At 67.3% G+C, this 19,791-nt stretch carries 13 protein-coding genes and 1 pseudogene; 9 read left to right on the forward strand and 5 right to left on the reverse strand.

The features are described 5' to 3' along the window. Positions 1–253: 253 nt before the first annotated feature. Positions 254–1,204, reverse strand: a complete 951-nt coding sequence (locus ACTYVM_RS33070; RefSeq protein WP_445529506.1) for a hypothetical protein — start codon at positions 1,202–1,204, stop codon at positions 254–256. 371 nt (positions 1,205–1,575) lie between these two features. Between ACTYVM_RS33070 and ACTYVM_RS33075 the strand changes: the two genes are divergently transcribed. From ACTYVM_RS33075 to tpg (ACTYVM_RS33095), 5 genes are all read left to right on the forward strand, one after another. Next, positions 1,576–3,021, forward strand: a complete 1,446-nt coding sequence (locus ACTYVM_RS33075; protein WP_445529507.1) for an HNH endonuclease — start codon at positions 1,576–1,578, stop codon at positions 3,019–3,021. Positions 3,022–3,131: 110 nt separating this feature from the next. Continuing rightward, the gene (gene tap / locus ACTYVM_RS33080; protein ID WP_445529508.1) at positions 3,132–5,387 is read left to right on the forward strand and encodes a telomere-associated protein Tap; all 2,256 of its coding nucleotides are present in this window, start codon (positions 3,132–3,134) and stop codon (positions 5,385–5,387) included. A gap of 15 nt (positions 5,388–5,402) precedes the next feature. Next, the gene (gene tpg / locus ACTYVM_RS33085) at positions 5,403–5,960 is read left to right on the forward strand and encodes a telomere-protecting terminal protein Tpg (protein ID WP_189292890.1); all 558 of its coding nucleotides are present in this window, start codon (positions 5,403–5,405) and stop codon (positions 5,958–5,960) included. Between the two features lie 345 nt (positions 5,961–6,305). Then, positions 6,306–7,556: a hypothetical protein gene (locus tag ACTYVM_RS33090; RefSeq protein ID WP_391440790.1), complete on the forward strand. Its 1,251-nt coding sequence runs from the start codon at positions 6,306–6,308 to the stop codon at positions 7,554–7,556. 132 nt (positions 7,557–7,688) lie between these two features. Further along, positions 7,689–8,189, forward strand: a complete 501-nt coding sequence (gene tpg, locus ACTYVM_RS33095; protein ID WP_445529509.1) for a telomere-protecting terminal protein Tpg — start codon at positions 7,689–7,691, stop codon at positions 8,187–8,189. Positions 8,190–8,552: 363 nt separating this feature from the next. On the opposite strand, the gene ACTYVM_RS33100 is transcribed toward tpg (ACTYVM_RS33095), so the two are convergent. Together ACTYVM_RS33100 and ACTYVM_RS33105 are read right to left on the reverse strand one after the other, a co-directional pair. After that, entirely contained in the window at positions 8,553–9,095 is a 543-nt protein-coding gene (locus tag ACTYVM_RS33100; protein ID WP_445529510.1) for a hypothetical protein, read from the reverse strand. A gap of 429 nt (positions 9,096–9,524) precedes the next feature. Next, a complete protein-coding gene (locus ACTYVM_RS33105; RefSeq protein WP_445529511.1) occupies positions 9,525–10,493 on the reverse strand; it encodes a hypothetical protein in 969 nt (322 codons plus the stop codon). 98 nt (positions 10,494–10,591) lie between these two features. Between ACTYVM_RS33105 and ACTYVM_RS33110 the strand changes: the two are divergent. From ACTYVM_RS33110 to ACTYVM_RS33125, 4 genes and pseudogenes are all read left to right on the forward strand, one after another. Continuing rightward, positions 10,592–10,821, forward strand: a pseudogene (locus ACTYVM_RS33110) (DUF8825 domain-containing protein). Positions 10,822–11,292: 471 nt separating this feature from the next. Then, positions 11,293–11,922: a hypothetical protein gene (locus tag ACTYVM_RS33115; protein WP_445529512.1), complete on the forward strand. Its 630-nt coding sequence runs from the start codon at positions 11,293–11,295 to the stop codon at positions 11,920–11,922. After that, complete coding sequence (locus tag ACTYVM_RS33120; RefSeq protein WP_445529513.1) at positions 11,919–13,856, forward strand: AAA family ATPase; 1,938 nt, start codon at positions 11,919–11,921, stop codon at positions 13,854–13,856. Before ACTYVM_RS33115 ends, ACTYVM_RS33120 begins: the two co-directional genes overlap by 4 nt. Positions 13,857–13,923: 67 nt before the next feature. After that, positions 13,924–15,870: a hypothetical protein gene (locus tag ACTYVM_RS33125; RefSeq protein ID WP_445529514.1), complete on the forward strand. Its 1,947-nt coding sequence runs from the start codon at positions 13,924–13,926 to the stop codon at positions 15,868–15,870. A gap of 69 nt (positions 15,871–15,939) precedes the next feature. Here ACTYVM_RS33125 and ACTYVM_RS33130 read toward each other — a convergent pair whose 3' ends face one another. Further along, entirely contained in the window at positions 15,940–18,615 is a 2,676-nt protein-coding gene (locus ACTYVM_RS33130) for a helicase associated domain-containing protein (RefSeq protein WP_445529515.1), read from the reverse strand. Between the two features lie 37 nt (positions 18,616–18,652). Then, a complete protein-coding gene (locus tag ACTYVM_RS33135; protein ID WP_445529516.1) occupies positions 18,653–19,279 on the reverse strand; it encodes a hypothetical protein in 627 nt (208 codons plus the stop codon). Between the last annotated feature and the right edge of the window lie 512 nt (positions 19,280–19,791).

Genomic DNA, 19,791 nt, shown 5'->3' on the forward strand with positions numbered 1-19,791 from the left:
CCGTTGAGCTCGGTGAGCGTCGCGACCTCCGGCCCCGGGACGAGGTGGTTGCGGTGGAACCAACCGATCTGACCTTCGACTGGGTGGTTCCGGAGAACGGCGTCAAGCACGACCACCCGACAACGTCACCCCCTGCCCCATCCACCCGCTGCACCCGGCACGGCAAAAGGCACAGTCTTCCCGCAAAGGAACCGAAGGTTCCCCGGTCCGTGCCGCGATGAGACGAATTGCCCGGACCGGCCGGGTGCGGAACTTACACCTCGGTGTTCAGCGACTGCAGCCGGGCTTCGGCGTAGGCGACGACCTGTCGCGGTCCCTCGGTCATCCGTCCCTCTGCGTCAGTGATCAGGCAGCTCATGACCATGACGGCGAGGCTGGCGAGATCCACCATCTCCGCCACCTCGGCGCGCCGAGGTGGGTCGTACTGGGTGAAGTCGTCGCACGTTTCGACCAGTGAGGTGAATGACGGCAGCCGTCTCAGCAGGGTGAACTGGAGACCCTGCAGGATGCGCTGCATGTCCTTGCTGCGCGCGTCCAGGGCGGGCGCAGCGTCCTCCGCCTCGCGCATCTGTGCCTCGAGCCGCTCCAGCTCTTGTGCCTTCTCCTGTTCGCTGCGTCTGAGTCTGCGGCTCTGCCATTCCCCGAGAGCAGCCAGCGAGAGGACGGCCGGAGCAGCGACGAGCCCGGTCAGCACCATTGTTCCGGCCGCCACCCCGCCACCGCCCGCGGCAAGAGACCCGCCGCCCAGCCACGCGAGCGTGGCACTGGTGGCCGCAGCTCCGGACAACCCCGAGATCGCCGTGCCGGTGGAGGCGGAAGCGAAGGCTCCCACTGCGAAAACAGTGCCTGCCCCGACGCTGTAGCCGGTGAGCGCGCTGCCTGCCAGTGATCCGACAGCGGCCGTCACGGCTTTCTCGCGCAGCTCCCAATGCTCGGTATCCACTTCGTCGGCGACGGTTGGCATCACGATCACGGACAGCTTGCTCAGTTCGGCCAGCTCGACCGGATCGATGTGCTTGAGACGCTGAAAAATGTCACGGAAGGGGACGATGGCCTGGTCGTAGAGGGTCTGCCGCGCCTTCTGCTGGGCAGCATTCTCCGCGGCGGCCCGCTGATTGAGTTTCTCCTGGCGCTCGTTCAGCTGTTCCTTCCTCTGCTGGTTCGTCTTCGCGAGCCTGACCGCGTCGACTATGGCGATAGCCACGTTGCCCCCCTTGATACTCGGCTCGGAGATCTTAGAGCCGCATCAGGAGCTCTGATCCGGGTAGTGCTGCGGTTCTCATTTCATTGCAGCAGAAAGTTCGTTCTGGACCGCCCGCGCTGCGGTGAGACGTCCCGTTCCCCGCTCGGCCTGACATCACCTGACCCCGACCTCTGCCGGAGTAGCCGGCGTGCCGCCGGTGCCTTCCACCAGCCCCAAAGGCGTGCGCTGGCCGTCTGCATGCCGGGAGTCGATGGCCGATGGGACCGAAGGGACTGGGCTGGGATCGGCTTCCAATCGACTGAAGTCCCGCCGCGGCCGATGCCTTGCAACGACAATGAGTTGAGCGGCGACTAGGACGGGGCAAGTGGCCAGTGAGCAACCAGGACTTCGAGGGCTACTCCGATGCGAACGAGCTGACCCTGGCCATTGCCCGATTGCGGACACGAGAGCGGATCAGCTTCGACGGGGGAGACATCCAGGCCGCCAACGATGCAAAAGTCGCTCTTGGCCGTGCCCAAGCCCGGCTCGTTCAGCTGTACCGTGAGCGCGGCCTGCTCGACGGCGCAGTCCCCGCAGCTGCCACAGCCACCCCGGCTGAGCGCGCTGCCAAGGGATGGAAGAACGTTCTCGCCAACCCGCTTCCAGAGGTCGCGCCGAAGCCGCGTAAGCGTGACAGGGACAGAAAGCCGAGACTGAAAAGTGGTGAGGCAGTGCCAGCTCCGCAGCCGGATCACCTGGAGCGGACGCTGACCTACAGCACGAAGCTCCTGGCAGGCGTGATCCGAGCCCAAAAGTTCACAAAGCGGCATGAAAAGGACCTGGCTCGTCTGCCGATCAGTGCTCTTGTGTTTCTCCCCAAAGCCGCGCAGCCGTTGTGCACCGCAGCCGACCTGGAGGCCCTAGGCTGGAGCCGACACTTGATCACCGAGCTGGGTCCCCTTCCTCGGGGGAGGAAATATCGCCGGGCCCATATCCTCCAGCGCGTCAGCGGCGCCCGCTTCCAGCGCGAACTCGTGCGGCTCTACCAGATTCGGCTGGAGCAGGCGCGGCGCGAGCCGGGGCGGCATGAGCGGGACATGGAGCGCTTCGTCAATGGGCGAGGCGAGAGCGAGGCCGCCCGCAGGTGGAAGGAGGACAACGCCCGATACCAAGAGATCCTCCGGACCAGGAGGACTTTGGAAGCAGGTGACCAAGGCGTAACTCCCATAAGCAAGAAGCCGGACCTGACCGTGACGCCCATGCGGTCGATTCCCGCGCAAGCGTCGAGCGTCTCTGGCCGGACAGGGGAAGCCGTCAAGGGTGTGTGCCCGGTGTGCAAGAAGGGCGACCTCCCGCGCGGCTGGCTCCGGCACCAGCGATGCGAGGCGAGGAGCCGGTCGCATGAGAACGAGACTACGGATCCCGCCTTGCCAGAGGCTGCCCTGGTGTCGGAGCCGCGTGGATCAGGGGAGTACCGACGGCTGGTTGCGTTGGTCGAGCGGAAAGAGGAGGCGGCGCGAGGGAAACGGGCCGCTGGAGCAGCTCGGCCTGTACGAATTCCGGAGGCCCGCAAAGCGGTGCTGGAGCGGTGCGAAGGTCGGTGCGAGAACCCGGCGTGCACCGGCCAGCCAGACGATGTCACGGATGCCGGCCAAGCACTACTGGAAGTCGATCACATAGACGAGATTGCCGGGGGCGGCCGCGACCACCCACGAGTGATGGTCGCACTCTGCCCGAATTGTCACGCGGTCAAGACGCGCGGGCGGACCCGGAAGCAGCTCACCAAGATATTGCGCGGCGTCGCAGAGCGAGCACATGCGGCCGCGAACACCCTCTGACCGAGACCGAGAAGTAGCTCCCCTCGGGCGCCGGTAGAGCGCGATTCGTACGGTCTACGTACGCACTTCGTACGGTTATTGAAGGTAGGGTGGTGCTCTGGAGGTGCTGCATGTCCGAGTTGTTTGATGCGGTGGATGCGCTGGTCGCATCTCGCTCGCCGTTGCCGCCTGTGGTGGAGCGTAAGCGGCTGCGTACCGCGCACGGTCTGACGTTGGATGAGGTTGCTGCGGCGTTGCAGGTGCGTCGGGCCACGGTGTCGGGCTGGGAGTCGTTGACGAAGCCGGTCGAGCCGCGGGGCCGGGAGCGTGAGGCGTATGCGCGGCTGCTGCGGCAACTCGCGGAGCTCTACCCCGCCCCGGAAGAGCCGGCCGCCCCGGCGCCCACCGCGGTCGCCGGCACGCCCGCCCCGGCAGCACCCGCGCCCGCCTCGGAGCAGGCGCGCCCAGTGCCCCCCAGTCCGGGACCCGAGGCTGCGGCCGGGACCGTAACTGAGCACCCCCGGCCACCTGTTGCCCCCGTCGCCCCGGCTTCGGAGGGTGCACCGCGTCCCTCGCGTGCTACCGGGCCGTCGTCGACGTCGCGTCGTCCGCCCGCGCGGAAGGCGGTCCCGGCCGGGACCCCGACCGAGGGTGCCGACCCGCGGTTCGAGAACGGGCCGCTGGCGGTCGTCGACGTCGAGGACGGGCAGGTGATGGCGTACTGCACCGGCGGCCTGATCCTGGACGTGCCCGCCAAGTCCCTGCCGACCCTGGTGGACTGGACCCTGAAGGAAGCGAAGCTCGGCCAGCCGAGACTGTCCGGCCCCGGCAAGGACGGCGACCCGCTGCTCGTCCTCACCGAGGCCGCCCTGGAGCGCTACGGCCTGCCCGTCACCCTCGCCGACGACGAGCGCCTCGCCGGTCGGATCCCGGAGAGCCACAAGGTCGTCAAGCAGCTGGTGCGCGCCGAGTGGCAGCTGACGAAGCGCGGGTTCGGGCCGTGGGCGCGGATCTACCGCCCCGCGCAGGGCTCGGACCGTCAGTGCGTGCAGCTGTGCATTCCGTCGTGGCACGCGCTGGGCACCCGGCACTGGGGCGAGGTGGGGCAGCTGTCGCTGGCCGAACTGGCCCGCGTCCTAGGCGTGTTCGCCTCCCGGGTAATGACGCCCCGCGGATCGACGGCGGTGACCGGCCTGGAGCTGATGACCGCACTGCACCCTCCGACCAGGGCCTCCGAGCCGGACGCCGACGGCAAGCGCCACTCCGAGCACAACCCCGGATCCCTGGGCAGGGATCCGGTCGACCCGGCGCCGTGCGAGGCCCCCGACGGACACCCGCTCCTCAAGGACCTGCCGCGCTTCCACGTCCGGGGTTCGGCGGAGAAGCTGTTCGAGGAGGCCTACGACTGGGCGCGGCCGATGACCGACGCCGAATGCATGCAGCGGCACCTGGTCGGCATCGACGTCAACATGGCCTTCGCCGCCGGCGCCAATGGCCTGATCGTCGGCCTGGGCGCACCGACGCACGTGACGGCGCCGGAGTTCGATGCGAAGCTGCCCGGATCGTGGCTGGTGGACCTCTCGCACGTCGCCCTGTCCCGGGTGAAGGTCGGCAAGGACAAGTGGGCAGACCTGGACGCGAGTCTGCTGCCCAGCCCGTTCACGCCGAAGGGAGACCGGCCCGAGGGCCCGGCCTGGTACGCGACACCGACTGTCGCCTACGCGCAGGAGCTCGGCTACGACGTCACGCCGGTCGAGGCCTGGTTGCGGTATGACAACGGCCGCTATCTGGATGGCTGGTACCAGCGGCTGCGCGACGCGTACCTCGCCACGATGGCCGACCTCGGCGTCCACGCCGACCTCTCCCCGGCCGACTTCCTCACCGCGATGGACGGCTACAAGGACCGCGACCCGGAACTGGCGATCGTCGTCTCGGCCATCAAGGCCACGGTCAAGGGCGGCCTGGGCAAGCTGCGCGAGCGCCCGCGCGGGGAGGGCTGGAAGCCGGGCGAGCCGTGGCGGGCGCTGTCGCGTCCGACGTGGCGCCCGGACATCCGCGCGGCAGTCATCTCCCGCACCCGGATCAACCTGCACCGCAAGATCATCAAGCACGCCGCGTTCACCGGCCAGTACCCGGTCGCGGTCCTGTCCGACTGCGTCGTCTACGCCGCCGACGGGCCCTCCCCGCTGGACTTCCTGCCCTACCGCGACGGCAAGCCGCTGCCGGGCGGCTTCAAGCTCGGCGTCAACCCCGGCCTGGTCAAGCACGAAGGTACTCAGTCTGTGCTGTGGGGCGAGGAGATTCGCGAGCGGTTCAACGCCCCGGAGCTCAACCTCGCCCGGTACATCAAGGACGGCACCGTCACCGACATCGACAACGGCGAGTAGGGGAGCAGGCAAGCGATGAGCATGTTCGGGGACGGCCTGGACAAGGCGGTGCAAAAGGCGTTCACCCGCCCCGCACCCAAGTCCGCGGGCCCGCAGATGCGGTACATGGTCAAGCAGCTCGGCGGCACGAAAGCGGTCGCCGAACTGCTTGGCATGTCCCAGCGGCAGGTGGAGCGGTACGTAGCGGGCACAGCCAAGAAGCCGCGCCCCGACCTCGCCGCCCGCCTGGAGCGCGAGGTAATCAAGCGCTGGCAGCCGCAGATCCGGGCTAAGGCCCGCAAGAAGGCCACGACGACCGGCGGCATCGTCATCGACGCCCGCGCCCGCATGGGCTACACCGCGCCGATCGGCTCGACCGACCAGGACCGCATCCGGCACCTGACCGTCGCCCTGCCGCCCCGCTACGCTGCCCGCCTCTTCGACGCCCAAGCGGCCGGCGCAAGCGACACCGAACTCCAGGAGATCGCGGCCGAAGCCCTCAAGGAGGTCTACTTCCAGGACGGCGGCCGCCGCGCCGGCAGCCTGGAAGAGGTCCGGTTCACCGACGTCGAACACCTCGAGTTCGACCTGTAGCAGCCCGCCCCGAACAGGCCGCGAGCCCGGCCCAGTTGGTCCGGGCTCGCTTGCGTATCCGTGGGGGCTCGGATGTTCATGCACACGTGCCGTGTCCAACGACCGCGGCCTCCACCAGCCAACACCCGAGGTGAGTACCTAATCCTGATCCATGCATGACAAAACGCCTTCCAGGGGCGCGTGTAGAGATCGGGGATGCAGGTTGCACACGAACGTCCCGAGCTTCGTCGCCGACAAGCGCCTGCGGGACTACGGACAGTTGATCAGCCCATAATCGGAGTCAGTGCCGAGCGACCCGGCACATCGCACCCGCCCCGGGTGCGCTCACCGCGATCGGAGAGCATCGTGAAGAACAGCGCGTTGTGGCGAGTGGTTGACAACGAGAGTGGTAGCCAGTCCATCGTCAGCACGCCCTCCGAGGCGGTCGCGTTCGTCAACAGCCGGTTCGACACCGATGACGACGACGAGCCGTTCAGCATCACCGAGGTCGGTCCTCTCCTTCCGAAGCCGCTCGGGGTCATCACTGCATGGGCCGCCGAGAAGGACGGCGAGCGAACCGACGGACGTACTGCGCCGATCACCATCAGGCCGGTTGTGACGGACAACGCCAGCGAGTGCGAAGACGTCGTGCTCTGGGGCGACGTATATGTCTCCTGGGACCACGACATGTACACCGTCGAGGAGCCGGAGAGCTCCGAGTACAGCGAGGCTTACAGCGCAGCCGAGTTGAGCGCGATCCTCGACGAGTACGCCGACGACTACGAGTACGCGCCTGAAGGGCCTGAAGGGCCCGACAGCCACAGGTGGCCGAAACCGGAAGAGTTGATCACCTACGGCGCCCAGGAGTGTGCCAAGCGGTTCGGGCACCTCGACGACGACGCCCTGCTGTGGCTGGCCGCCACCCGCATCACGCTCGCGGTGTGGCGCAACACACCCGTCGAGAACTGGCATGCCGGGAAGAGTCCGCTGCACGACGGCACAATGATGCGGATCAACACGGCAACCACCCGACTCGTGCGCTCGATGCTGTCGTTCGACCATGTCGACTGGATCGCTGTCGGTCTCGCGATCGTCAACCCGTCTCGGGTTCTACCGACCGCGCAGTCTGTGCTCGAGCTTGGGCTGTCCTGCCACAACCCTGACGACCCGGCGCACGAGGTTGATCCGCGAGAAGAACTCGCGGAGATGGCACAGGTCGCGATCTCATGGGGGCGAAGGTACTGCCTTCACGAGAAGGAGTTCGGCCTGCGAACCCTGATCGAATCCTTCTGCGCGTCCGACAACGGCTGGTTCGGAGCTCCGAGTTGGGGGCGCATCGTCGATCGGTTCCTTACGGCTGTCGATGACCGGAAGAATGCGCACTGGCGCATGCACCGGGACAAGCCTTGGTTCGACGATTGGTTCACCAACCGCCCGGCCGACATTGCGGACACCACGGAATTTCGTCGGCTGCTCCATGCCGGGCCCGACCTGCTGTCCGAGGAGGCCGCCGAATGGTGCGTGGACGGTGCCATCGGCTACGTCTGCCCGGACGACCACGCAAACGGCTGCCCGCGGTGCGGTATCCCGCTGGCAACGGAGTCCTCAAACGAGTGACGGCAGTGGCCAGCGATTCTCAATCCCGTGCCAGTTCGGCCAGTCACATGACATCGCGACTGAGAAAATGACACGGGATCTGAGAACAGGAGAGCTTTTACCCGTCCCGCGCCGAAATCCGCAACAGCCCAGATGAAATTCCTCCTCACGCGGGCGCAGGGCTCGACCAAAGTCCTGACGGAGCGCCTGGGCATCTCACGCCGCACCATCGAGCGCTACCGCTCCGGAACGCTGAAGACCCCGCAAAAGCGTCTGCAGGCCGCCCTGGTCGAGGAGACTCAATGCAAGGGGAAACCGCAGGTCAGGGATCAGACTCGGAAAAAGGCGTCGACCTCCAGCAGGATGATGGTGGAGGTGACGGCCTACTTCGGGTTCATCGCCTCGGGCAGCTCCGACAACGGCCGTACACGCACCATCACCACCCCGATCTCGCCCACCTCCGTGCAGCAGATCCTGGACCTCCAGGAGGCCGGAGCGACGGAGGAAGACCTGCATTCCCTCGTCGTGGAGGCCATCACCGAGTCGTATTTCACTGAGTGGGGCACTCGCGCCCATGGTCTGCGTGCGGATTTTTACGCACGTTCAAGCTGTGGATTTCCTGTTCTGACGCAGTCGAATTTCAGCCTGCTATAAAGAAATCTGGCGGGTAGCCTCAGAAGCGTTCTGGCGGCGGTCCGCTCTGATTTCTCACCACGAATGCGAGGTCGAAGACGACCAGGATATGGCTGCCCGACGGCGGTACCCGCCGACCGCTCACCCTGCCCCGCCGTCACCGGGCCATGGACGCCGGCGCTGTTGCGGCGGCCCTCGAGGAAGCGCGGCTCGATGCCCGGAAGGCGTCCCGGCACGAGGACCCGGCCGACGACGTCCGGGGCCCGGCGGAGCTCGCGGACTGGGAGTTGTGTCCACCAGCTGCTCGCCGACGCCGTCCCGGGCACCGTCTACGACTCGACGACGTGTTCGGCGCGGCCCGCGCCCACTCATCGCCCAGTCTGCTCAGGCGTTGCCCCAGGCTTCGAGGAAGCGTGTGCGGTCGTCCGTCCGCCGGCTGGCGAGTAGAACGTGCCAGGCACTGGTCTCAGCGTCGCGCAGCCACAGCCGCCCCAGGTACCGACTTCCGCCGGTGAACGTGTCACGCGCCAATGCGTCACCGAGCACGTCGGCTACAGCGTCGCGCTGTTGGTCGGAGAGTTCTCCCAGAAAGCTGAGTACGCGGTCTGCGATGCCTCCCTCGTTGCTTTCAAGAATGCGCTCGAAGAACGGACCACCCGCGTTGCCGGGATCGATGTAGAGAGCGGCGTCACCTCCCGCCTGCCCCAAGGAACGCCAGAACTCAGCACCATCGGGCGTGCCTGGCAAGGGAAGCGCGGCAAAGAGGTCGGCCAGATGTCCGTTGGCCGCTTGATCGTAAGAGACGTCGCAGGCCGCGGCAGACGAGATCCTCGCAACGTGCCCAGTACTCAGTCCCTCTTCCGGCCAGTCCAGTGGGGTGTTGAGTTCCTGAACAAGGTGCCGGGCCAGTTCGTCGTCCTTGCCCAAGAAGTGCCTGACGATCACGTGTTCCCCCCAGTTCCAGCTGGCGTGCACCGGCTCACCAGTCTGCCCAACTGGGCGGTGATCCGCCGGGGCCTGCAGACAACGTCCGGAAAATGCCTGCACCACAGCTATCACGACCACCGACAGCGTCGCCCAGGAGCTCGCCGCCGAAGCCGCGGCCGCCGCAGACCGCCGTACGCGAGGCGTAGCGGATCGTCCGCGCGCCGACGAAGGCTCGGCGCCCTGAAGCAGACCGGCCCCACGATGGGGACGAAGCCATCCGTGAGGAGCTCACCCCCGACCAAGACAGCGCCCGTGCCTGCCGCATGAATGGGCGATGACCGGCTGTATCCAGACCACCGACGGCCTGAGCACCAAGAGACCGCATCGCGGGCGATGCCTGGTACCCGTCGAGCAGGCCGGGCCTGGACCTCAAAAGTTGGCGAGGCGTATGTCGTAGCATTCATCGCACATGTCCGCTTCCGGGACTATGTACCCGCCGTTCCCACACCACTCGCAGATCCCTTCCCAGTCGCTGCCGCACCCGAAGCAGATGTACGAGTCTGCGGCGGGATAGCCCAGGGTGCGCACCGGAACAATGGCCGAGGCGGCGCAGGCCGGGCAGGTGGCCAGGTCGTTGCCACCCTGCTTGATGGTGATGTGCCGGTTCTCGCCGGTGAACTCCCAGGCTGCTTCATCTCCGGTGCCGTACGCCTTGTCGCAGAAGAAGCACTTCAGGTCGTGGGCGCCGCCGTCGAGGACCACGGCGTACTGCCCGCAGGAGCGGCATGCGGTGGTGGAGTGTTCATGGCCGGCGAGCTGGCCGGATATGGACTTCTGTTGCTGGGTGACGAAGTCGGTGAGGTGTTTCAACTGGCCGCGGACTTCGTCCATCTGCCGTGCTGCCTCCCAGTCTGCGGTGTACGGCAGGACGTCGTGGTTCACGAAGTCGAAGAGCAGGGTCAGGACGGGGAGGGTACGGGTCTTCACGGCTACGGTGGTGTCGCGCCAGCCGAAGTGCATGAGCCGGTTCCGGAGATTGCCGAGGTCCTTCAAGTCGCTGCTGGCGGGGTCGAGGGTGGTGCTGAGCGTGATGGTTCCGTCCTGGGCGAGAGCGTTGAGACGCTTGATCGCATCTTTGATGCCGCAGCTGGTGAAATCGCCGCTCTGGTGCTTGCCCTTGTCGTACTCCGTGGGCTTGGTCCACACGAGGTCAGGCTTGTACATCTCGAGGCGCGCCTTGAACAGGGTCTCGGCTGCGCACTGGAGATGAAGGGTGGCGTACTTCAGCTCGCGGGGGACGGGGCTGCCTTCAGCCGCGAGGAAGGTGACAGCACTGACGAGGAAGTCGAGCCCGTTGGTAAGGGGCGGGAAGTGAAAGTCCTTGCCGTCGTCGCGCACTGGGGGGCCTCCGTCGTCCTGGCTACTTCTGTGAGGATCTGCGTCGAGCCGCAGGGCGGTCAACCGGATTCACCGACGTACCCCGGCTGCGACTTCGTTTGCGCCAGAGCCCCGACGACCTGGTGCAGACGCAAGCCGCTTGGAACGCCACCTACCAAGCACTGGCCGCACCCCGCCCCCGCGACACCACCGCCCTGCGCCGCCGCCTGCTGCTCCTGTCCGTACGGCGGTGGTGGCACCCCTACTGGGAGACCGCCCCTCAGTGCCGGCGGCCCGGTCCGAGCTGCGCCACCTCGCCCGCGCCCACGGAGCCGTCCGGGCCGCATGACCGGCCGCCCCGGTCGACCAGGAGCACGAGGTTGCGCTGGAGATTGCGCCTATTCGTTGCGCTGAAGGTTGCGCCAAGGGTTGCGCTAGGTGTTGCGCGGCCCCCAGGACCGTCTCCGTGTCCGCGCAGGTCACCACGCCGTTTTGCCGTGGTCGGATCGCTGACATCCCCCGTTGCGGCTGCTCTGCCCATGTCCCTTGGCTGGAGTGAAGGAGGAAGGGACGGGCGGGATGGGTGGCGCGGCCGCGGTCGGGGATCGGGGCGCGCTCAGCCGGTTGCGCGTCGGCCGAGGCCGCCGCGCCTCGCCGCCGTCAACGCGGCTACGACTGCGGATTGTGCTGGATCACTTACGCAGGAGTGATGATTCGTGCTACTCGTCTACGGGGCGATGGAAGCCAGATCGGCGGGGGGCGTATGACATCGGACGGCGTGGAGGTACGCACACGGAGGGCGAGCCGCGTTCAGGATGCTGTGCGCATCCTCTTCCTGTTGGATCACTGTCCGCACCCGGATAGCGGGTGCCCGGCCCATCCGGACGCAGTGGCGGTGCTACGCGGGCAGAAGAAGCTCCAGGCGCTCGACTTCTGGCTCCGCAACCCCGATTACCTTGCCGATGAACTGTTGAACGCCGCGGAGGTCGGCCGGAGCGTTCCGGGAGTCAGCCCGGTCGACAGGGCGGCTGCATTGCTGGAAGGCGATGAGCCGGATCTCGAGTCCTATCCCATGATCCGCTGGCGCTATGGCGCCTACGAGTCCCTCGATGACGCTCTGGCCTTGCTGGTCGCGCATGGACTGATCGGTATCGACGCCATCGGGACAGCGCCCGACATCGACCGCTGGGATTACTGCTTGCTGCCGGCGGGCCGACGGGACGCACAGGAGATGCGCTCGCAGGAGCCGGATCTGTCTTGGTACGACGAACGCGCCGCACTGGTGCTGCTACTGGCCGGGGACCGCAGCGGCAGTGCCTTGAAGGAGCTCCAGTACGCGCAGGGTGAGTACGAACGAACCCACATGGGCGAGGACATCGCTGGCATTCTCCCGCGCGTCCGGGCCCGTTTGGCAGCGCTGCAGAGCAAGGTGAGCGAGGGGAGCGCATGAGTAACTTCACCGAGGCCGTTGCCCGCCGTGCTGGTGTGGACGTCGCGGAGGCCGCAGCAGTGCTCCAGCATCACCGGGTACGGGAGAGCGGTGTGCTGCCGCGACCGCACCGCCTTGCATTGACCTCGATCGAGTTCTCAGGAACCAAGGCAGGCAAGTTCACTGACGACTTCCGCTTCAGTTGGCGGCTTAGCGACGGGTTGTGGTGCCTGGCCGGCGACAACCTCAAAGGCAAAAGCACAGTCCTGGAAGTGATCTGGTGGTGCCTGCGAGGCAAGAACAAACGGCTGCAGAACACCGCACGCAGATGGATCTCCCACGTTCGGCTCGAAGGCCACATCGACGGTGAGCCCTTCAGCGTGGAGTTCCAGCACAAGGACGGCGTACCGACCGGACGCCTGGAGACCGGAAAGACCACCCCCAGTATCGGCTTCGCCGGCGAAGCCGAGTTCGCCTCCGTGATGAGCCAGTTCATGATGGACCGTCTCAACCTGGAGATCCTCCGAGGGTGGCACTCCGACGTCAAAGGCGAAGAAGACGGCAAGGCCACCGTCACCGACTGGGCGCTGTTCAGCCACGCACTGATCTGCCGCAACCGCAACGCTGAAGTCCTGCTCGGAGAGACCAGCGAGAACGGATCCGTCGTCAGCCTGCTGCAGATGTTCATCGGCCTTCCCTGGACCAGCACACGCCGGGACGCTGAGACCGCCCTGAAAACTGTCCGGCAGCAGCAGCGGGGCGAGAAGCGTCGGGCCACCGAAGACACCCAGGCCCGTGCGAGCTCCCTGCAACAGCTCAAGGATGAGATCACTGTTGCCGAGGCGGCCCTCGCCAACACTGGCGCCGCTCCCGCCCTGGAAGACCAAGCCTTGGCCATCGAGCAAGCCGCGGCCCACGTTGCATCCTGCGCGGGACGCCATGCCACTGCCGTACAGGTGCAGCTAACCGTCCAGCAGAACTACACCGAGCTGCACCAGACACTCGTGGAAGACCGGAAGCGGCTACGCGACATGAAGGAGAACACGGCAGCCAAGCGCTACTTCGGGGCTCTCGCCCCGACGTGTTGCCCGCGTTGCACCACCCCCGTCGCTGACCTCGCTCAGGCGCGCGGCGACCAAGCCGCGGACCACTGCTCCGTCTGCGGCAGCACACTTCCCGAGGATGCTCCGGAGGACACCACAGCTATCGACCAGCTGAGTGAGAACATCGCCTCTCTGGCCGCTGCGGACGACCAGACCCGCACAGCGCTGCGGCGCGCGGAGAAGGAACGGAAAGAGGCCGAAGCCCAGCTCGACGCGGCCCGCCGTGCGATGGCCGCTGCCCAAGCAGCACTACCGGATGCCTCTGTTCTGCGACGCCAGCTTGACCTGGAACGTCTGCGCGGCGCCCTGAAAGAACGCGAAGCCACCCACGCTCGCGCGGGTGGAATAACGCCGCCGGCCCCAGAGGAGAAGATCCTGGAGGCTGCGTACAAAGAAGCCGACGTGCGCGCCGGAAAGGCGAGCAAGCCGATCATGGATCGGGTCAGCAGCGAAATCTTCGACCTCGCCGTCCGACTGGGATACGACAACCTCCAGGGCGTAAAGCTGCAGGCAAACGGTCCCATGAAGCTCCAGTTGGACGATGGGCCGTCCTGGTTCCAGAAGATGACCGAGGGCGAACAGCTGCGTCTGCGCATGGCCACGCTGCTGGCCCTCCTCCGTGTCGGCCAGCAGCACGGCGGCCGTCATCCCGGACTCTTCCTCATCGACTCCGCCGGCGCCCAGGAAATGATCCCGACCGACCTTGCCGAGACGCTGCAGCAACTTCGGGCGATCTGCGAAGAGACCGACGGGCTGCAGATCATCGCCGCTACGGCCAACCGTGAACTCGCCCGTACGGTCATCCCTGACGACCGCGCGAAGATCGCTGAAGCAGGGGCCTTCATGTGGTGACCATTACTCCGTCGACGCGTTAACGCGTCATTCCTCGCAGGCCGCCGCACGATAAGGAGGGCCCACCGTGACGCCGCCCGAGACACTCCTAGCTCGCCGCGGAGACGCCCCCACACTCGAAGACTTCGGCGGCGAAGATCGATTCTTTGCCCAGGCAGATGAACTTGCCACCTCTCGACTGTGGTTCCGCGCCGCCGAGACTCTCCTTGCTGCCTGGGACTGCCTCAACAGCCCAGACCGCGCCGCAGCCTTCATCGCCGAAACACTCACGGCGGAGAACCGGCCGGGCGTCGTCGGAGACCTCCTTGACCGACTGTGCGACCACCCCGGGTACCTGAGGGACCACTCCACCGCGCTGAATCGAATCGCCCTGCGTCGGACCGAGCCCCACGCCACGGCCCTCGAAGCCGAGACCGCAGGCCTCTTCCTTGAAGCCGCACTCCGCCTGGCACTCGCCGGAGGGGCCATCAAGCGCTACGGAGTCCTTGATGTCCTCACTGACCCACAAGCCCCTTCCGCACCCATCGGGTACGCACGCCAAGTCGTACGGGCGCTCGGAGCAGGCTATGAACAATGGCGCGATGCAGACCTGACTAACGCACTCCACGCATTCCTTGACATACCGGCTCTACGGTCCGATGCTGCGTTCGAGCTGGCTATGTGCCACCTCTCCGACGCATTCAACGCCGCAGACCGCTCAAGCCTCCTCACCCAGCTCACCGCCAGCCGCACCCACTTCACCGAAGCCATCGACTCCGACGAGGATCGCCCGGACGCCACCGCATACCGGGCCGCAATCAACGCGGTCCTGGCGTTCGAAGCCAACGACAACGAAGCCCTCAGCACCGAGGCAGCGCAACTACGCCGCTGCACCTCTGAACACGCGCTCTGGCTCACCGGTCTACGAACAGGCTGGCGAGATGGCCGCTACGACACCGAAGCAGCGTGGTACACCCTCAGCGCCGATCTCGAGCACGCCGCCGCCCACCTCGATTCACCCCTCCCCACCTGGCCAAGCCAGACGATCCAGCACATCCTCGCTGCCTACACCGCTCACCGCTCCGTACGCCTCACCCCAACCGGCGACGCCTCTGCGCTGCAGCTCCTCGTAGCTCCCCGTATCGAAGATGCCTTTGCCGCCCGTGAAGGACTCCTGCTGCACGTGCACGCGCTGCTCGCCGACGCTCCACCCGACTGGGATAGGCAGGCTGCCGAGGAACTCCGGTCAGCAGTCGAGTCCCGGCTCGGGCTTCCGCCTGAAGAACCTGAGGACGGCCCGGGAAAAGACGGAGCGGCCGACGACTTGGCCGCCGAACTTGGTAGGCAGGTTCTAGCGGCCCTGCCTCCCGACACGCTCAACGGCCTACATGAGCAGCTCACCGACGCTTACAGCAGTCACATCAAGACCCTGCCCAAAGCAGAGCAAGACCTTTTCAAGGAGGTCATCAGAGGACTGCAACCTTGCCCGGACTTTCAGTCCTTTTCGGTACGGGAGCACTTCATCCGCCTCGTCACCGCGACAATCCGATTCCTGGCGAACAGGACGAACCGCGGCCGTGACAAGCACACGAAGAAGACTGCCTACCTCTTCGCGCCCAAGCCTGGAGAGAAGCTCCCGCTGGAGATCGAACTGCAGGAAGATCTGCACGACTACCTCGACAGCGCCTGCTTCGAAGTACAGATGGAAACCATCGACCGCAGCGGAGGCCGCGCCGACATCCTGGTGATCTTCCCAGGATTCAGCATCGTGATCGAGTGCAAGCGCGAACTCAGGAAGGCGGAACCTGAAGACCTCAAGCGCTACTTGGGGCAAACGGTGGCCTACCAAGCCGCAGGAGTCACGCTCGGCATGCTTGCCGTTCTGGACCTCACACCGAAGCCCCAGTGGCTTCCCAACCTGCGGGACAACATGTGGACCGAACACATCCCCGCCCCCGATTCCAGACAGCTGGATCGATGGGCGGTTGTCATGAGGGTCCCAGGAAACCGCACTCTTCCCCACGAAATGTCATAACGAAAATAGCACGGAGCCCCAGACGTTTCTCGCCCAGGGCCCCGCGCGGTCCGGCTCAGCGCCGGACCGTCACGCCCATTCCATGCCCAGCTCCCGCAGCGCATCCAGCTGCTCCTGGGCGAGCTTGTCCCGCCTGGACTTGGTGTTCGATACCCATACGCCCAGTTTCACGACCACCGGCTCCGCCTCGCCGTCGACCGCGATCTGCTCACTGTGGCCCCTTGGCACCGGCCGGTGGGCGCCTTCCCGCTCCACCCACTGCGCGAGGGCCGCCAGGCCCCGCTGGAACGCCTGCTGTGCCTTGCTCGGGCCGTTGGCCGCGCGCCCGGCCGCCGGGGCGGCAGACAGCGCTTCAAGCGGCTTGACGCCCAACCCGGACAGTCGCTCCTGCTGCTCGGGCAGGAGCCGCGCCCAGATGGCCGGCTGCTTCTGCTGCTGGAGCCACTTGCCGATGTCGTCGCCGTCCATCAGCACGCCGGGGGCGATGTCGGGCAGGTGGCCGTCGGCGTCGACCAGGTCCGCCAGGACGCGGTAGTGCCGCTGCCAGTCGAGCGGCCACGGGACGTCCCAGTCCGGGTCGATCTCCGTCAGCTGCGCTGCGCGTGTGGCGGCTCGTTCCGGGTCCTTGCCCAGGCCGTTCTTCGCGCCCTTGCGGCGCAGGTTGGCCATGTGCTGCCCGATGGGCACCATCGTCTCGCCTTCGCCCCACACCGCGTCCTGACGCGGCGCAAGGTGCCCGGTGGCCCGCCGGTAGGACCGGAACGCGGCGAGCTTGGACTCCCACGCCTCCTCGCCCGGTTCCCAGACCATCCCAGCCTCCGGCGTATCCAACAGGGTCTTGCGCCGCTCCTCCAGCTCACCCGCCCGCAGGGATTTCCGCTGCTGATGCACCCACCGCCCAAGCGGAAACGACTTCGTCATGCCGACTTCGACCTCGACGTCATACGGGATGGCGTAGAGGCCCGTGATGCCGTTCTCCTTCCGCCAGCGGATGAGGGCCTGGTAGCCCTCCAGCCAGACCAGGGACTCGGGCCGGTAGACCCGGGTGCGCAGGAACGCCGCGATCGTGGCGGCGTCGCGCGGGCTGGAGAAGTGGAGCAGGGCCGACTCGGCAGCGCCGGCGGTGCCGCCGGGCTCCTGGTCCTCGCCGTCGCTCTCGCCGCCGGCCCCGACGATTCGCCCGTCCTCGTTACGCTGGAGGTGGACCTTGCGCTTGCCGCTGGTGAGCGCGCGGGAGGCGAGCTGCTCGACCAGGCGCTCATCGTGGCTGCGCAGGCCCTGGAGCACGGCCACGAGCGGCTTGAAGCTGGCGCTGGCGACCATGTCGGTGGGGTCCTCGCCCGGCTCCAGGAACACCGGCACGATGATCCTGGCCACCTTCGTGCTGCCGTCCTTGTTGAGGCGGAGCGCGCGGCCGATGTTCTGCACGATCTCCACCTGCGAGCCGCGGGTGTCGGCGAAGCACACCGCCTCCACGCCCCGCTCGCCGGTGATGTCCACGCCCTCCCCGAGCACACGCACCGAGGCGAGGAAGGCGCGGTGCACCCTGCGCCCGGCCGCGTCGATGCCGTTGGCGAACTGGCGCAGGACCTCGCGCCGCTCGGTGACGAGGTGGTCGCCGCATAGCCAGGCCGACCACACGCGGTCTGGCGGGATGTGGCGGCCGGCCTCGAGTTCGTAGAACTCCGCGTCGATGGAGGACTTCGGCAGCCTGTCCGCTGCGGCCAGGTCGTCGTCGGACGCGTCGTTGGCGTACAGCTCGGCGGCGGTCTCAGGGAGCTTGTCCGCGAACGCGGCGGCCTCTTCGACCTTCTGGTGGAACGTCATGACCGTGCGGAGGTTGTACGCGGCGGCGTGCTCCAGGAGCGCGGTCTGCAACAGGGCCAGGCGCCGGCCGCGCCGGGCGTCTTCGGACTCCCCGAGGACGGGGGAGGGGTCGCGGATCTCCAGGACGTCGATCTCGAACCCGGCGAGGATCTCTCGCTCGATCGCCTCGCTCAGCCCGAGCTCTGCGAGCCATGCGCCGTAGGTGCCGTTCGGGTCGTCGGCCATGGTCGCGATCTCCGCCTCCTGGCCGTCTGCGCCCTTCTGCGGGCGGGGCGAGGCGAGGATGCGGGGGGTCGCGGTCAGGTAGAGGCGGAAGTCCGCCGGGATGCGGGCGTTGTCGTGGATCGCCGCCCACGGCCGCCCAAGATCACCGGCGGTGCCGTGTGCCTCATCAACGATCGCGAGGTCGAAGCCCGCCATCTGCTGGCCGTAGAGCCGCTCTCCGCCCGCCAGGGCAGCCTCCAGCGGCCCGCGAACCTTCCGCTGGCCCTCGGGTGCGTCGATGTCCTCGCGGTCCACCAGGGAGGCGTACGTGGCGAACACGACGACTGGCCCGGACCCGGCCCACAGGGCGAGCTGGATCGGGTTGGTGGTGGTCCGCACGCCCAGCTCCTTCAGCACCGGGTCGTTCTCCAGCGAGCACACGGCGACCATCGGGGCCCGGTGGCCCACCAGGCGCCACGCCTGGGCGGTCTGCGCGAGCAGGTCCAGGGTCGGGACGGTGACGAGGATCCGGCCGTCCGCGAACGACTCCAGCGCGCACGTGGCGGCCGTGATCGTCTTGCCCGAACCGGTCGCTGACACGATCGTGCCCCGGGCACCCTGCGTGGGCACCGATGACCTTGCAGGGAATCCCACCCACCTGCGAAACGCGGAGCGCTGATCGACCTGGTGTTCCTTGAGCTGAATCGCTGACATTTACTTGCCTCCCCGAGCGCTGAATTCCTGTGGTTTTTTAGAGGGCCGCGTGCGGAATGCAGGCCGCGCCCAAGTCGTTCCAGATCGACGCATCCGCCTTGTGCCATCCGCCCGGCTTTCCGTCCTTGAAGGGCGGCTTGTCGTCCGGGTCGTAGTGCCCGGCATCGAGCGTGCAGACGATGACGTCTCCGTCCGCGTTCACCGTCCGCGCGGTGCACAGACCGCCGGCCTCGCCCAGCGCCTCCAGCACCCGGCGCCGCGCCGTGGTGTGCGGATGGGTGCCCGGCAGCACCGCCTCCCGGACGAACCTCTCCAGCCGCACCAGGTCGGCCCGCTCACGCTGCCTCACATCCGCGACGTGTACGGCCAGTTCAGTGGCCCCGGCCGACCGGCCGCCGCGCCGGGACCACTCCCGGTCCGCGATGCGCACCAGGGCCTCGCTCACGGCCGTCACGCCTTCATCCCAGCCGTCCGAGAACAGCGGGCCCCGAGAGGCCAGCGCCGTGCCGCCCAGCTCCACCACCTGGCACTGCGCCCCGGCGACCGCCCCGGCCTCCAGCGCGGCCACCAGGTCGTCCGCCTCGCTCGCGGACACGCCCTGCGCCTCCAGAAGCGCGAACACCTTCAACCGGGCGTTCACGCACGCCGTCTGGTACTGCGTCACCCGGCGTACAGAATCGCTGCTCAGCGCGGGATCAGGTCCGGTAGATTCGTGGTGACCGGTCATCTGCGGTCGTTCCTCTCGGAATTCCGGGGCGGTTGGGGGGTGTCCCGTGTTTTCGCCAACGGTACATGCTGCATCAACCTGATGCACGCGGTACATTAGAACCCACACGAACGAGCGACCTCCATCCCTCATAGTCCAGCCCGGCCCGCGTCAGCGGGCCCGAAGGTTCTGGAGGCGCAGCCGGAAGGACCGTCAGGCGGGGGAGCGCAGCGGACCCGCCCAGGAGTGCGGAGCACTCCCCAACTCCTGTACTGGAAGTCCCACTAGCCGCACCTGACACCCCGCCAGCCACGACCGCGCGATGCGCGGCCGGCCGGGCGCGCAGCGGCCGGCTCCACCAGTCCCTGGAGCGCAGCGGAGGGGACCGCCCTCGCATCGCGAGGGCCAGCGGGAGCGCAGCGACCGCCCCGCTTGCACATCGCGCAGCGATGTGGTACCCGCTCCGCGGG

This window comes from Streptomyces cyslabdanicus (assembly GCF_052663305.1).